Genomic DNA, 15,967 nt, shown 5'->3' with positions numbered 1-15,967 from the left:
TAATATTGATATGAATTTTAATGGCTAATTCGTAATGAAATTTAGAAGTCATGTTTTGTCACGGTTAATTGTATTACTATTCCAAAAGGATCTCGCACAATGGCATAACCCGGGCTGAAGGAATTTTTTTCAAAAGGTGTTAAAATATAAACCTCATCATGTTGAATTAGATTGTGATAGAGTGTTTCAATGGTTTGGAAATCTTTAGATTGAATGCATAATGATGAGCTATTACTTAATTGCCAAGGGCGTGTGGAATCCACTGCCTGTTCTGCAATCATAATTTTATTAGTACCAATTTGTAAAACGGAATGGGTAATATAATGTTCTTGGCTTTCTTTATACGTGAAATTCGGATCTATTTCTTTCATTTCTTTATAATTCTTTTTAAATAAAACTTTTGCACCTAAATACTGTTCGTAAAATGCAATTGCTTTAGCACCTTGCCCATTTAATGATAAAAAAGTGATTACTTCAAAGTTCATTGTATTGCCTCCTTCATAATATGTGTACACTTATTACTATACAAGTATAAGGTGCCACGCATTGGCACCTATAGGGAGAGTTTATGAAAAAAGTTGAACGTTTAAATCAGATGCTACGCTTTATTAATCAAAAACAAACATTCACATTGAAAGATTTAATGGATGAATTTCAAATTTCAAAAAGGACAGCTTTACGTGATATTGCATCTTTAGAGGAAATGGGTGTACCTCTTTTGGCAGAGTATGGTCGATATGGAGGATATCGTTTAATAAAATCGATGACATTACCACCGATTTCATTTACAAATCATGAAGTTTTTGCACTTTATTTTGCAATGCAAGCACTAAGTAGTTTTGTAAGTATTCCCTTTCAAATCTCGCTTCGTTCCATCAATAAGAAGTTTTTGGATAGTGTTTCATCAAAACAGCGTGAGCAAATTGAAAACTTGCAAAAAAGAGTTTCCTTTTTTCATTCGGAACAAGCACATGAATGTGGTTATCTAGAAGAGATTTTGTTAGCCGCTGTTCAAAATAGGGCTTTAACTATAAACTATGTAACACCGAAACAAACGACAATGCGCCGTATTCAGCCGATTTCGATTTATGCAATGAAAGGTTATTGGTATTGTCAGGCTTACGATTTAGATAAATCTGCTTATCGAGTGTTTCGCTGTGATCGTATTAGGTCGTCAGAAATAGTAGATGCTCAGGATAGTCTGGATTTGGAAAATATAAATATACATAACGCACATATTCTTTGGAAAGCAACTGAACAAGCTATTCAATTTAAATGCTCAATTACTGCGAGGGGGATAGAGATATTTAAGCAACAACAATATCCTTCGATGAAATTATGGGAGGAACATGAAGGGACATATTTAATAGGAACTTATGAGCCTGCTGAAATTGACTTTATCATCTCGTATCTAGCTAGTTTTGGTAAAACTATAAAAATAATTGAGCCATCTTCTTTAAAAGAGAACTTAAAAGAATACTACTTAGATTTAATACAAAATTTGTAACGAAGAGAGATTAGTTTGTTGAAACAAATGAAATACAAACTTTTTCTGAATATAGGGCTAGACATTTGGACGATTGTTGTCATAGTTATAAGACAAGTGTTACAATTATCATTAGGTTTATACATTTTAGTTTTTTTAATTAGGAGAAAAATTGGCATAACATATATTTGATTTTTATAACGACTGATTGTAAAGAGAGAAAGAAAAAAGCAATCGGAAGTTTTATTTTAATAAAAAGAGGAGCGTATTCCCTATGATCGGTATTTTAAAAAAGGTGTTCGATGTTAACCAACGCCAAATTAAACGTATGCAGAAGACAGTTGAGCAAATTGATGCATTAGAATCATCTATTAAGCCACTAACTGATGAGCAATTAAAAGGAAAGACGCTTGAATTTAAAGAGCGTTTAACAAAAGGTGAGACAGTAGACGATCTACTTCCTGAAGCTTTTGCGGTTGTTCGTGAAGCAGCAACTCGTGTTCTTGGAATGCGTCCATATGGTGTGCAGTTAATGGGTGGTATTGCCTTACATGAAGGGAATATCTCTGAGATGAAAACGGGTGAAGGTAAAACGTTAACGTCTACTTTACCTGTATATTTAAATGCTTTAACAGGAAAAGGCGTTCACGTTGTTACAGTCAATGAATACTTAGCGCAACGTGATGCGAGCGAAATGGGACAACTTCATGAGTTTCTTGGCTTAACAGTAGGAATTAACTTAAACAGTATGTCACGCGAAGAGAAACAAGAGGCTTATGCTGCTGATATTACGTATAGCACAAATAACGAGCTTGGATTCGACTACTTACGTGACAACATGGTGCTATATAGAGAGCAGTGTGTTCAGCGTCCACTTCATTTTGCTATCATCGATGAAGTCGATTCCATTTTAGTCGATGAGGCACGTACGCCGCTTATTATTTCTGGACAAGCTCAAAAATCAGCAGAGCTATATATGTTTGCAAATGCATTCGTTCGTACATTAGAAAATGAAAAAGAATATTCATTTGATGTGAAAACGAAAAATGTAATGTTAACAGAAGATGGTATTACGAAAGCTGAGAAAGCTTTCCATATCGATAACTTATTCGATTTAAAACATGTAGCACTTCTTCACCATATTAATCAGGCGCTTCGTGCACACGTTGTTATGCACCTTGATACAGATTATGTTGTGCAAGAAGGCGAAATCGTAATTGTAGACCAATTCACTGGTCGTCTTATGAAAGGTCGTCGTTATAGCGAAGGTTTACACCAAGCTATTGAAGCAAAAGAAGGCGTAGAAATTCAAAATGAAAGTATGACACTGGCAACAATTACGTTCCAGAACTATTTCCGTATGTATGAAAAATTATCTGGTATGACTGGTACAGCGAAAACGGAAGAAGAAGAATTCCGTAGTATTTATAATATGAATGTTATCGTAATTCCAACGAACAAAGATATTATTCGTGATGACCGTGCTGATTTAATCTTCAAGTCAATGGAAGGCAAATTCAATGCAGTTGTTGAGGATATTGTAAATCGTCATAAACAAGGACAACCTATTCTTGTTGGTACAGTTGCAATTGAAACGTCAGAGCTTATTTCAAAAATGTTAACACGTAAAGGTGTACGCCATAACATTTTAAACGCGAAAAACCATGCGCGTGAAGCAGATATCATTGCAGAAGCTGGTATGAAAGGTGCTGTAACGATTGCGACGAATATGGCTGGTCGTGGTACGGATATTAAGCTTGGAGACGATATTAAAAACGTTGGTCTAGCAGTTATCGGTACAGAGCGTCATGAAAGCCGTCGTATTGATAATCAGTTACGTGGTCGTGCTGGTCGTCAAGGGGACCCTGGTGTAACGCAGTTCTACTTGTCTATGGAAGATGAACTAATGCGCCGCTTCGGTTCTGATAATATGAAAGCGATGATGGATCGCCTTGGTATGGATGATTCACAGCCGATCGAAAGTAAAATGGTTTCTCGTGCGGTAGAATCTGCACAAAAACGTGTAGAAGGAAATAACTATGATGCACGTAAGCAGTTACTGCAGTACGATGATGTACTTCGTCAGCAACGTGAAGTTATTTACAAACAGCGTCAAGAAGTAATGGATTCTGAGAACTTACGCAGCATTATTGAAGGTATGATGAAATCTACGGTAGAACGTGCTGTTGCGCTTCATACACAAGAGGAAATTGAAGAAGATTGGAACATTAAAGGTCTTGTTGACTACTTAAATACAAACCTTCTGCAAGAAGGAGATGTAAAAGAAGAAGAATTACGTCGTCTTGCTCCAGAGGAAATGAGCGAGCCAATTATCGCGAAGTTATTAGAGCGTTACAACGACAAAGAAAAGCTTCTGCCAGAAGAGCAAATGCGTGAGTTCGAAAAAGTTGTTGTATTCCGTGTTGTAGATACGAAATGGACAGAGCATATTGATGCGATGGATCATCTTCGTGAAGGTATTCATTTACGTGCGTACGGTCAAATTGATCCACTTCGTGAGTATCAAATGGAAGGATTCGCAATGTTCGAGTCAATGATTGCTTCTATCGAAGAGGAAATTTCTCGTTACATTATGAAAGCTGAAATTGAACAAAACTTAGAGCGTCAAGAAGTTGTTCAAGGTGAAGCTGTTCATCCATCTAGCGATGGCGAAGAAGCGAAGAAAAAACCGGTTGTAAAAGGTGACCAAATGGGACGCAATGATTTATGTAAATGCGGTAGTGGCAAAAAATATAAAAACTGTTGTGGCATTGGGCAGTAATACAGAGCGGTAGTTCAGACTGCTGTGCAAACTTTTACATCAAAAATGTGTAATAAAAAGGATTAAACTCTCTCCGTAATAAGCGGAGAGAGTTTCCCTTGTTTTCATATGAAAGTAACAGCAATTACATAGAGGTGAAGGAAATGGAATTAGTAGAAATTAGGCAAGAATTAGAAAAAATGGCTAAGAGATTAGCGGCTTTTAGGGGGTCTCTTTGACCTCCCTACTAAGGAAAAACAAATTGCAGAATTAGAAGAAAAAATGATGAGCGCAGGATTTTGGGATGACCAACAAGGCGCACAAACTGTAATTAATGAAGCGAATGCGCTGAAAGATATGGTTGGAAGTTTCCGTCAGTTAGATGAGACGTTCGAAAACTTAGAAATGACGCATGAACTGTTAAAGGAAGAGTATGATGAGGATTTACATGAGGAATTAGAGTCAGAAGTGAAAACTTTAATTCAAGAGATGAATGAGTATGAGCTTCAGTTACTGCTAAGCGATCCTTATGATAAAAATAACGCGATTTTAGAATTACACCCAGGTGCAGGTGGAACAGAGTCACAAGACTGGGGTTCTATGTTATTACGTATGTATACACGCTGGGCTGAAAAACGTGGATTTAAAGTAGAAACGGTTGACTACTTACCAGGTGATGAAGCTGGTATTAAGAGTGTTACTTTATTAATTAAAGGGCATAACGCTTACGGTTACTTAAAAGCAGAGAAAGGTGTACATCGTCTTGTACGTATTTCACCGTTCGATTCTTCAGGTCGTCGTCATACATCATTCGTATCTTGTGAAGTTGTACCTGAGTTCAATGATGAAGTTGAAATTGAAGTGCGTACAGAAGACTTGAAAATTGATACGTACCGTGCAAGTGGAGCTGGTGGGCAGCACATTAATACGACAGATTCAGCAGTTCGTATTACGCATACACCGACAAATACGGTTGTAACATGTCAGTCAGAGCGCTCTCAAATTAAAAACCGTGAGCATGCAATGAAAATGTTAAAAGCAAAATTATATCAAAAGAAATTAGAAGAACAACAAGCACAATTAGATGAAATCCGCGGTGAACAAAAAGAAATCGGATGGGGTAGCCAAATCCGTTCTTACGTATTCCACCCGTATTCTCTTGTGAAAGACCACCGTACAAATACAGAGGTCGGTAACGTACAAGCAGTTATGGATGGAGAAATTGATCCATTTATTGATGCGTATTTACGTTCTCGTATTTAATAAGAGAAAAAGCCAACAGGATTGTTGGCACATGCTGAGGTAAAAGAGGATATAAAGAGGTTTATCTTATTTATATTGATGAAATAATGAGGAAGAGAAGTTGAAAACGACAACTTCTCTTTTTGATGAGATTATATGTAGAATACAACGCTGCATATTGTTTTGTAAAAAGTAGAGAATAGTAAAACAAAGCGGTAATAGAGTAGGATCTTATATAGAATTTTTTTGATTTACTTTGAAGAAAGAGGTTCTTTATAGAATTTTCTAAGGTGTTCACAGAATTGAAACAATTTGTGAAAGCTTTATTTTATTAGGCTTCTCGATATATTTGTAAAAAATATGAAATACACCTTAGTTTTTCTATATAAAGATAATGCTTATAATGAATATTGAGTGTGTTATGAGGACTATTGCCTAGTTAGGAATGAAAAGAATATCAACAATGGGGAGCGATAGAAGTGAAAAAGAAATTGTTGGCTATTGCGTTAGGAACATCAGTCGTTTTTGCTTTAGGAGCATGTGGAAATAAAGGAGAAAGTAAACCTTCTAAACAATCTGCAAGTACAGATAGTGCAGAACAAATTTTTCAAAAAAGTTGTATAGGCTGTCATGCTAAAGATTTATCAGGAGCAACTGGACCCGATTTACGAAAAGTAGGGCAGAAATACGACGCAGCAGAGATTGAAAAGATTATTGAAAAAGGTCGCGGTTCAATGTCACCAGGAATTATTCAAGGTGAAGATGCGAAAAAAGTAGCTGAGTGGTTAGCTGAACATAAATAAGAAACGTAATTAATAAACGAGCTGATTGTATAACTTGACCGAAAAGCGCTTTAGGTTAAGCAATTACATTAGCTCGTTTACCTTTTTTGGGGATGTAACATAACTGTAACAAAATTGTATCCGAACTGGAAACCGATTGATGTTACAATGAGGTTTGTAGAATTTTGATGAAATATATTACATAGAGTAGCGGTGCTAATAAAAAGCATGTATGAAAGCTACCTTCAACAAGAATGGTCAAGCGAGAGTAAGGTTTTCTTTTATTTTCAAATGTGCAGAAAAGTATTTCGAAAAAAATCATTAAGTATTGGGTGATAAATAATGATAAAAATGACGAATGTTTATAAGGAGTACCCAAATGGTATGAAAGCCATTGCTGGTCTCACAGTTAACATTAAACAAGGTGAATTCGTATACGTAGTTGGACCGAGTGGAGCCGGAAAATCTACATTTATTAAAATGATGTATCGTGAAGAGAAACCATCTACAGGATCAATTAATGTAAATGGACTTGTAATTGAAACATTAGCAGAAAGAGATGTTCCATATTTCCGTCGTCAATTAGGCGTAATTTTCCAAGATTTTAAATTGCTACCTAAATTAACGGTATATGAGAATGTTGCGTTTGCTTTAGAGGTAATTGAAGAAGAACCAGATGCGATTCGTGAGCGCGTTACAGAAGTATTAGGTCTTGTTGGTCTTGAAGAGCGTGCCGATGCACTTCCAAATGAGCTTTCGGGCGGAGAGCAACAACGTGTGGCGATTGCAAGAGCGATTGTAAATAAGCCAAAGGTTGTAATTGCCGATGAGCCAACAGGTAACTTAGATATTGAAACACCTCTTGATATTATGAAGATTTTTAAACGTATTAATGAGCGTGGTACAACGATTGTTATGGCGACACATAACGCAGATATCGTAAATACAATTCGTCATCGTGTAATTGCAATTGAAGGCGGAAAAATTGTTCGAGACGAGATTGAGGGAGGATACGGATATGAAGGCTAAAACCCTTAGTCGACATTTGCGAGAAGGTGTGAAAAATCTATCCCGTAACGGATGGATGACGTTTGCTTCTGTAAGTGCAGTAACAGTTACATTATTACTTGTAGGTGTCTTTTTAACAGCGATTATGAATATGAACCATTTTGCGACGAAAGTAGAGCAAGATGTAGAAATTCGTGTGCATATTGATCCAGCAGCAAAAGAAGCTGATCAAAAGAAATTAGAAGAAGATATGAGTAAAATTGCGAAAGTAGATTCTATTAAATATTCTTCTAAAGAAGAAGAGTTGAAACGTTTAATTAAAAGCTTAGGCGATAGTGGAAAAACGTTCGAATTATTTGAGCAAGATAACCCACTGAAAGACGTATTTGTTGTAAAGGCGAAAGAGCCGACTGATACAGCAGCGATTGCGAAAAAAGTTGAGAAAATGCAGTTTGTAAGTAATGTTCAATATGGTAAAGGTCAAGTTGAAAAATTATTTGATACTGTAAAAACTGGTCGTAATATCGGGATTGCGTTAATTGCTGGTCTTCTATTCACAGCGATGTTCTTAATCTCTAACACAATTAAAATTACAATTTATGCTCGTAGTACTGAGATTGAAATTATGAAACTTGTTGGTGCAACAAACTGGTTTATTCGTTGGCCGTTCTTGTTAGAGGGATTATTCCTAGGAGTATTAGGATCAATTATTCCAATCGGAGTAATTTTAGTTATATATAATTCATTGCAAGGTGTGTTTAATGAAAAACTTGGCGGAACAATTTTCGAGCTTCTACCATACAACCCGTTCGTATTCCAATTAGCTGGTTTATTAGTGTTAATTGGTGCATTAATTGGTATGTGGGGAAGTGTAATGTCAATTCGTCGCTTCTTAAAAGTATAAAAAGTTGCAAACATAATTCGTACAAGCTTATCATATAGTAGAAATAGGTAAAGGCATCACACATCGTGTGATGCCTTTTGCTACACCACCTGTGTGTTCTGGAAAGGGGAATTCCGCATTGAAACGTAGAGTTGCAATTATTGGAATGGTTGTTGCATTTTTAATTGGTGCTGGCGGGATGTTTGGCGGTATGTACTGGCTTGGGATAAATCCAGCGTATGTAACGCAAACGATGTCGAATGGCAATGCTAGCACAGCGCAAGGGAATTTGGCAAAAATTAATGAGGCGTATGCACTAATCGATTCACGTTATGTGGAAGACGTGAAAGACGACAAGTTAGTCGAAGGTGCAATACAAGGCATGTTGTCTACGCTGAAGGACCCTTATTCCACGTATATGGATAAAGAAACGGCAAAACAGTTTAGTCAGTCACTAGATCCTGAGCTTGAAGGGATTGGAGCTGAAGTGAACAAGACGGACGGTAAGCTTATTATCGTATCGCCGATTAAAGGTTCACCAGCAGAAAAGATAGGAATTAAACCGAACGACCAAATTTTATCTGTAGATGGAAATAGTGTGAAAGATTTATCACGTGAAGAAGCAGTATTGAAAATTCGTGGTAAAAAAGGAACGACTGTTGCAATTGAAATTAAGCGCGCAGGAGTAGCTGATCCGATCGTATTTAAAATTAAGCGTGAAAAGATTCCAATCTTCACTGTATTTAGTTCAGTAAAGAAAGAGAGCGGAAAAGATATCGGTTATATGCAAATTACTTCTTTCGCTGAAAATACTGCGAAAGAGTTTAAGGATCAGTTGAAAGAATTAGAAAAGAAAAATATTACAGGCTTAGTTATTGATGTACGTGGCAATCCTGGTGGCTATTTAAATAGTGTAGAAGACATACTAGGAGAAATCATGACAGATAAAAAGCCAATGTTGCAAGTAGAACAGCGAAATGGTGAGAAGAAGAAATTCTCTACGGAATTGAAAGAGAGAAAATCATATCCAATTTCAGTATTAATTGATAACGGAAGTGCTTCTGCTTCAGAGATTTTAGCTGGTGCGCTAAAAGAAGGAGAAGGATACGATTTAATTGGTGAAAAAACGTTTGGTAAAGGTACTGTTCAGCAGGCTGTTCCATTTAAAGATGGCAGCAACATCAAATTAACGATGTTTAAATGGTTAACACCGGACGGTAATTGGATTCATAAAAAAGGAATCGCGCCAACTGTAGAAGTGAAGCAACCAGATTATTATCATGCGACACCACTTCAAATTGAAAAGACACTTTCATACAATTCAAATGATGTGCAAGTAAAACACGCGCAAGAAATGCTTAAGAGCTTAGGATATGTACCAGGTCGTGAAGATGGATACTTTAGTAAAGAGACAGAATCAGCACTAAAAGCGTTCCAAAATGCAAATGAGATTGAAGCGACAGGGCAACTTGATAAAAAGACAGCTGAAGCAATTCAAAATAAAATTATTGAAAAAATCCGTTCTGGAGAAAACGATTTACAATTACAAACGGCATTGAAATTAATAGCGAAATAAGAAAGAATACAGGCACTTTGATGCCTGTATTTTTTTATGTGTTAAATATGATAAGATAAAAAGAAAGAATGATATAAATGGTGGTGAATGAATTCGTGGAGGCATGGCTTTTTGAAATATTACGAGCAGTTGGACGTTTTTTCTTACACCCTGCTGTCTATGTATTTTTAATTAGTAGTATCTTCGTTGGATACTTACGTATATTAAGAGAACGAAAAGATTTTTCTTTTAAAGTATATGATATTTGGTTTGAACTACGAACAACTCTATTTGCAGGTATTGGGTACGGATTAATCGTATCTATTATTACGATTGGGCTCGGGCTTGTCGTTTCAAAAGCGAGTTTATGGGCAGTTTTACTTTGGACGTTATTATTTGGATTAACTGCTATGTATCGATATTTATCTGTAGCGTATACGTTCGGTATCGCTATTGCATTCGTGTTGTTATCGTCTAAGATGCCAGTTTCCTTCTTACAGCTTGGAGAAGGTGAAGAGGGTACGATTGTATCCCTTGCTATTTTACTAGGCGTTATGCTCGTTGTAGAGGGTTTATTGATCTCTAAAAATGCAGTACGATATTCTACGCCGAAAATTAAAAAAGGTAAGCGTGGGTTACGAATTGGACTACATGAATCAAATCGTCTATGGCTTGTACCAGTATTTATTCTTATACCAGGAGACGCAGTGACAGGATTTATTCCTTGGTGGCCTGTCGTTTCAATAGGTTCAACTACATACTCTTTATTCCTCGTTCCATTTTTAATTGGATTTATGAGAAAGATTAGAAGTTATGAGCCGAAGGAAGCTTTATTATTTACAGGAAGACGTGTATATGGACTAGCAGGACTCGTACTCGTTTTAGGAATCGCAAGTTATTGGTGGCACGTATTCGCGATAATTGCGATGGGAGTTGCAATGCTTGGGCGTTTCACAATTTCAATGCAAGAGAAAATTGCGGATGAGACAAGGCCGGCGTACTTTGCCGCACGTAATGATGGGCTCGTTGTGCTAGATACAATTCCGAATACAATTGGGGCAGAGATGCATTTAAAGCCTGGAGAAGTTATTACGAAAGTAAATGGAGTCATTCCAAGAAGTACAGAAGAGTTTTATGATGCGCTTCAAACGAAGACAACAGGAGCATTTTGTAAATTAGAAGTATTAGACACAAATGGGGAGCTTCGTCTTGCTCAAACGGCATTATACGCCGGAGGTCATCACGAATTAGGTGTTGTGTTTATTCAGCAGGAGCATGAGTGGGATTCAGAAGCTATATAATAAATGGAAAACCTTCATCCGAAATAGATGAAGGTTTTTTTAGTTTCATAGACGGATAACTTGAATAATTATTTGATAATGGTTATCATTTAGAGAGTCTTTTTAATTTGGAAAAGGGAGGAAACATATGCTACGTAAATTTTTTTCTTACTATAAACCGTACAAAGGTTTATTCGTACTCGATTTTTCCTGTGCAGTTATCGCAGGTTTACTCGAACTTGGTTTCCCGCTTATCGTAAATCAATTTATTGATAAGTTATTACCAGGACAAAACTGGACGCTTATTTTATGGGCTTGTTTCGGTTTATTCGCAGTTTATGTGTTAAATGCAGGTTTACAATATGTCGTTACATATTGGGGACATATGCTTGGTGTTAACATTGAAACAGATATGAGACAGAAATTATTTGATCACATTCAAAAGCTATCATTCAGATTTTTTGATAATAATAAAACAGGTCATTTAATTTCACGTCTTACAAATGATTTAATGGAAATTGGGGAAATTGCTCACCACGGACCAGAAGATTTATTCATTGCTGTTATGACTTTAGTTGGAGCATTTTCATTTATGATGATGATCAACTGGAAGTTAGCGCTTCTAACATTCTTCGTGATTCCGTTCTTATTATGGTTGGCACTTTATTTCAATAAAAAAATGACAGGTACGTTTAGACGTTTATTCTCAGACGTTGCTGATTTCAATGCATGTATTGAGAACAATGTTGGTGGTATCCGCGTTGTACAAGCATTCGGAAATGAAAAGTTTGAGAAAGACCAGTTCGCTGTGAACAACGCTCGTTTCCGTACAACGAAATTAATGGCGTATAAAATTATGGCGTTAAATTCATCGATTAGTTATATGTTGATGCGTCTTGTAACACTTTTTGTATTAATATGTGGTACATGGTTTGTTCTGCAAGGTGAATTAACGTACGGTGGATTTATTGGATTCGTTTTATTAACGAATATTTTCTTCCGCCCAATTGAAAAAATTAATGCGGTTATTGAAAGTTATCCGAAAGGAATCGCTGGTTTTAAAAGATATGTAGAGCTTCTTGAAACAGAGCCGGATATTGTAGATTCTAAAGATGCAATTGAAGTAAAACATGTACACGGTGATATTCAATACAATAACATCACGTTCGGATATGAAAATAAAGAGCCGATTTTAAACGATATTAGTTTGAAAATACATGCAGGTGAAACAGTTGCTTTCGTAGGGCCATCAGGGGCAGGGAAAACAACATTATGTAGTTTATTACCACGTTTTTATGAACAATCATCTGGATCGATTCAAATTGATGGCATTGATACAAAAGAGATGACGTTGTCGTCACTTCGTAAGCAAATTGGAATTGTACAGCAAGATGTTTTCTTATTCTCAGGAACAATTCGTGAAAATATCGCTTACGGAAACTTAAAAGCCTCAGAAGCTGACATTTGGCAGGCGGTAAAACGTGCCCAGTTGGAGGACTTGATTTACTCGCAACCAGATGGCTTAGATACAGTTATCGGTGAGCGTGGTGTGAAACTTTCAGGAGGACAAAAGCAGCGCTTAGCGATTGCTCGCATGTTCTTGAAAAACCCACCAATTTTAATTTTAGATGAAGCAACTTCTGCGCTAGATACAGAGACGGAACTTGCTATCCAAAAATCACTTGCAGAACTATCTGTTGGCCGTACAACATTAGTTATTGCTCACAGGCTTGCAACGATTAAAAATGCAGATCGTATCGTTGTTGTAAATAAAGATGGTATTGCAGAGCAAGGTTCGCATGAGGAACTAATTGGGCAAGGCGGAGGATACAGCCGGTTATATGAAGCTCAATTCAGTTCGTAAATATAATTTCTGCTGAATTAGTGCACCATAAGTAAGTGAAAATCTTATATGGGGGGCTATAAAGCATGATTGTAACAACAACTTCTACAATTCAAGGGAAAGAAATTATTGATTATATCGATATCGTCAATGGAGAAGCAATTATGGGGGCGAATATCGTTCGTGACCTGTTTGCTTCTGTTCGCGACGTTGTTGGTGGTCGCTCAGGCGCTTATGAAAGCAAATTAAAAGAAGCGCGCGACATTGCAATGGAAGAGATGAAAACTCTCGCAAGACAAAAAAATGCGAACGCCATTGTTGGTATCGACGTGGACTACGAAGTAGTTCGCGAAGGGATGCTAATGGTTGCGGTGAGTGGGACTGCTGTCCGTATATAAAGTGAAACTTTAATCAGTGGGGGGCATCCCCCACTGATTATTAGCCTTCACCAATCGGGCGTTTACGGGCAGCCCGACTCCCACCTAATTTCTTTGCTCAAGCCGAATTTTGAGGTGGGAGTCTTACTGCCCACAAATAGCGGGATAAAGTGAAAAGCCGTGCTGGTGCACGGCTTTTTGTTGTTATTGTGTCTAACATGATAGGTAGGGTGATATTCTATGTCGAAGCCTCGATATTTCTTGGGAAATGTGGAAGGTCCCGTCGATATATGGGGAAGACATTAGAGCGCTTCTTTACACTGCCGAATTCGAACTAATAATTTTTCATATTCTTGTTCGAGAAATGTGATGTCATCATGCTGATTTGGGATAGAAATCCGGCTGATGATTTCTGTTAATTTTGTTTGTAATCGTAATAATTCTTGTTCAGTAACGTTTACAGAATCCCCGGTGGTTCTTTTTGTGTATTGCTCGTAATTGCCGTGGAATATTCTTGGTTCGCTCTCATCTACTTGTAGAATATGGTTGGCAACAGAACGAATAAATGCACGGTCATGGCTAATGAAAAGTATTGTGCCAGGATACTCCTGTAACATGTTTTCTAATTCTTCTTGTGTTGCCAAGTCTAAATAGTTTGTCGGTTCGTCGAGCAGAAGCATATTATAGTTTCCTAAAAATACTTTTGCGAGTGCAACTTTCATGCGTTCTCCACCACTTAAGACGTGCACAGGTTTATGAACATCTTCGCGGCGGAATAGGAGCCTTGCAAGTATTGTTCGAACGAACGATTCTGTATAGTTTGTTTCTTCTAGAACGTTTTCTAAAATTGTTTTATCTGTTTTTAAAATAGATAATGTTTGTTCAAAGTATCCAATTTTACAACTTTTCGAAAGCTGAATGCCACGCTCGTTTGCGAGAAGCATTTTGAACAAGGTTGTTTTTCCGCTTCCGTTTGCCCCTAAAATAGCAAGCTTTGCCCCAGGGACAAATGTTCCATTCATATTTTTAAATAGTGTGCGATCCCCTATTTTCTTCGTTGTTTTATTAAACTGTACAACCGTTTTACTATGAATTGGTGTGTGGTATTGTACGTCAAACTGAGCTTGAGAAAAATCTTTCGGCTTTTCTTTCTTTTCTAACTTTTCAAGGCGTGTTTCTAGTGCTTTCGCTACTTTGCTAACATTTTCTTGCCCATGAGCCCCGCTGCACTTATAAAGTTTAGATTCAGATGAACTGAACCGTGTTGGGATTTTGGTCATGCTAGAAGCACGTTGCTTTCTTTGTGAAATTGACTGTTCTAACCGATTTTTTTCTTGTATATATTGATCATATTCTGCTTGTTTTTGTATTCGCTCACGTTCTTTTTGCTTTCGATAGTTTGAATAATTCCCTTTGTACTCTTGAATTATGCCGTCTTCAATTTCGATGATTTTGGTACATATGGTATTTAGGAAGTCACGATCATGTGATATTAAAACAAGTGCACCTTTGTAAGATAAAAGTGCCTTTTCTAATTGCTCTGTACCAAACATATCTAAGTGACTTGTTGGCTCATCAGCAAATAGAATGCCTGCATCTTGTTCGAGGGCATGGGCGATCTTTAGGCGCATTCGTTCACCACCGCTCATTGAATTTGCGACGTTTGAAATATTCCATTTTCCTTTAGCGAGGGAAGAAGCGGTTTCCGGTATTTCTTCGCTAAGCTGAGGAATGATGGCGATAGAGCTATGATGAGTTACTGTACCTTTGTCAGCTTCTATTTCTTTACTTAATATTTGTAATAACGTAGATTTTCCGGATCCGTTGACTCCGACAATTCCTATACGATCGTTTGCTTGAATTTCTAGTGATGGTAACGTAAATATGGTGCGATCACCAAAGCTCTTTTCGATATTACGTGCGATTAAAATAGTCATAAAAAACCCTCCCTAGTTTCACTAGAGAGGATAAACGTCGCCCTTCAATGTAAAAAATCGTACATAAATAAACGATTTTTTACATGATCGTATCGAAAGAAAGTATCGACAAATGGACAGACTAATCCTCTGCTAGTTTTCATCATTTTTGTTCACTATTTGTGATGGATGAAATAAATAAGAGAATTAGAACTTCATTGGTCAAAGTACCTTCCTTTCATAATATTATTTTTATTGTATGCGCATACAAATGGATTTGTCAAACTTATTTCTGTTTGCTATTTTTGAATTTGTTATTATACAATTGCGCTTTTGCCAGCGCCTCAGCATCGTTCTTGATTTCATCTAGTCCATTCGCATCCCCAATAATATACCCTTCAAATGATGAGCCAACAAAATCAAAGATATATTGAAACTGGGCGATAAGCGGCAATGCTTTCAGTTTTGGATTGTCTCCGCCAACGATGACAACGTACATTTTTTTGCCTTTCATTTTTTCTTTGAAATGAAGAGATGTATCACGCAAGCTTTGTGACCAGCGATCAACGAAGTTCTTCATGTGGCCGCTCATTCCGTACCAGTATAGCGGTGTAGCGAAGATAATCGTGTCGTGCTCTAGCATGCGTTTGGTTAACTGCTCGTAGTCATCATTTACAGGTTGAAACCCTTCTGCATCATGGCGCTGATCTATGATTGGGTGGACGATATGATCACGCAAGTAAATTTGTTCTGTTTCAATTCCATCAATCACCATATGTGTTAAAGCTTCTGTATTTCCGTTTGGTCTTGAACTGCCATGTATAACAAACATGT

Annotated in this window: 13 protein-coding genes; 10 read left to right on the top strand and 3 right to left on the bottom strand. The window is 37.1% G+C overall.

Features of this window, described 5'->3' with window-relative positions; all coding sequences use genetic code 11:
- Positions 1-41: 41 nt before the first annotated feature.
- On the bottom strand, positions 42-485 hold the full coding sequence (locus BAU23_RS13870) for a VOC family protein (RefSeq protein WP_001008700.1): 444 nt from the start codon (positions 483-485) through the stop codon (positions 42-44).
- Positions 486-568: 83 nt separating this feature from the next.
- Between BAU23_RS13870 and BAU23_RS13865 the strand changes: the two genes are divergently transcribed.
- From BAU23_RS13865 to BAU23_RS13820, 10 genes are all read left to right on the top strand, one after another.
- Entirely contained in the window at positions 569-1,507 is a 939-nt protein-coding gene (locus tag BAU23_RS13865) for a helix-turn-helix transcriptional regulator (RefSeq protein WP_071734657.1), read from the top strand.
- A 253-nt stretch (positions 1,508-1,760) separates the two neighbouring features.
- Positions 1,761-4,268 (top strand): preprotein translocase subunit SecA, encoded by a 2,508-nt coding sequence (secA, locus tag BAU23_RS13860; protein WP_000579391.1) that lies wholly within the window; start codon positions 1,761-1,763, stop codon positions 4,266-4,268.
- A 143-nt stretch (positions 4,269-4,411) separates the two neighbouring features.
- A protein-coding gene (gene prfB, locus BAU23_RS13855; RefSeq protein WP_097809445.1) for a peptide chain release factor 2 occupies positions 4,412-5,510 on the top strand; the annotation gives its coding sequence in 2 pieces (ribosomal slippage) (positions 4,412-4,483 and positions 4,485-5,510; 1,098 coding nt in all).
- Between the two features lie 458 nt (positions 5,511-5,968).
- On the top strand, positions 5,969-6,292 hold the full coding sequence (gene cccB / locus BAU23_RS13850; RefSeq protein ID WP_071734656.1) for a cytochrome c551: 324 nt from the start codon (positions 5,969-5,971) through the stop codon (positions 6,290-6,292).
- 321 nt (positions 6,293-6,613) lie between these two features.
- Complete coding sequence (ftsE, locus tag BAU23_RS13845; RefSeq protein WP_071734655.1) at positions 6,614-7,300, top strand: cell division ATP-binding protein FtsE; 687 nt, start codon at positions 6,614-6,616, stop codon at positions 7,298-7,300.
- Entirely contained in the window at positions 7,290-8,183 is an 894-nt protein-coding gene (gene ftsX / locus BAU23_RS13840; protein ID WP_000645024.1) for a permease-like cell division protein FtsX, read from the top strand. Before ftsE ends, ftsX begins: the two co-directional genes overlap by 11 nt.
- Positions 8,184-8,301: 118 nt before the next feature.
- The gene (locus BAU23_RS13835) at positions 8,302-9,738 is read left to right on the top strand and encodes a S41 family peptidase (protein WP_000830323.1); all 1,437 of its coding nucleotides are present in this window, start codon (positions 8,302-8,304) and stop codon (positions 9,736-9,738) included.
- A 95-nt stretch (positions 9,739-9,833) separates the two neighbouring features.
- Positions 9,834-11,018 carry a PDZ domain-containing protein gene (locus BAU23_RS13830; RefSeq protein ID WP_176527010.1) on the top strand — a complete coding sequence of 395 codons (1,185 nt, stop codon included), beginning with the start codon at positions 9,834-9,836 and terminating at the stop codon, positions 11,016-11,018.
- A gap of 127 nt (positions 11,019-11,145) precedes the next feature.
- Positions 11,146-12,861 (top strand): ABC transporter ATP-binding protein, encoded by a 1,716-nt coding sequence (locus BAU23_RS13825; RefSeq protein ID WP_016130854.1) that lies wholly within the window; start codon positions 11,146-11,148, stop codon positions 12,859-12,861.
- Between the two features lie 65 nt (positions 12,862-12,926).
- The gene (locus BAU23_RS13820) at positions 12,927-13,238 is read left to right on the top strand and encodes a YbjQ family protein (protein ID WP_000637520.1); all 312 of its coding nucleotides are present in this window, start codon (positions 12,927-12,929) and stop codon (positions 13,236-13,238) included.
- Positions 13,239-13,519: 281 nt separating this feature from the next.
- Here the strand turns inward: BAU23_RS13820 and abc-f are convergent, their stop codons facing one another.
- Together abc-f and BAU23_RS13810 are read right to left on the bottom strand one after the other, a co-directional pair.
- Entirely contained in the window at positions 13,520-15,154 is a 1,635-nt protein-coding gene (gene abc-f / locus BAU23_RS13815; RefSeq protein ID WP_071734654.1) for a ribosomal protection-like ABC-F family protein, read from the bottom strand.
- 265 nt (positions 15,155-15,419) lie between these two features.
- Positions 15,420-15,965 carry a flavodoxin family protein gene (locus tag BAU23_RS13810; RefSeq protein ID WP_000497593.1) on the bottom strand — a complete coding sequence of 182 codons (546 nt, stop codon included), beginning with the start codon at positions 15,963-15,965 and terminating at the stop codon, positions 15,420-15,422.
- Positions 15,966-15,967 lie beyond the last annotated feature (2 nt).

Source organism: Bacillus nitratireducens, from assembly GCF_001884135.1.
Lineage (GTDB): Bacteria > Bacillota > Bacilli > Bacillales > Bacillaceae_G > Bacillus_A > Bacillus_A nitratireducens.
Note: the sequence above shows the minus strand (reverse complement) of the source record. Positions and strands in the feature narration are given on the sequence as shown.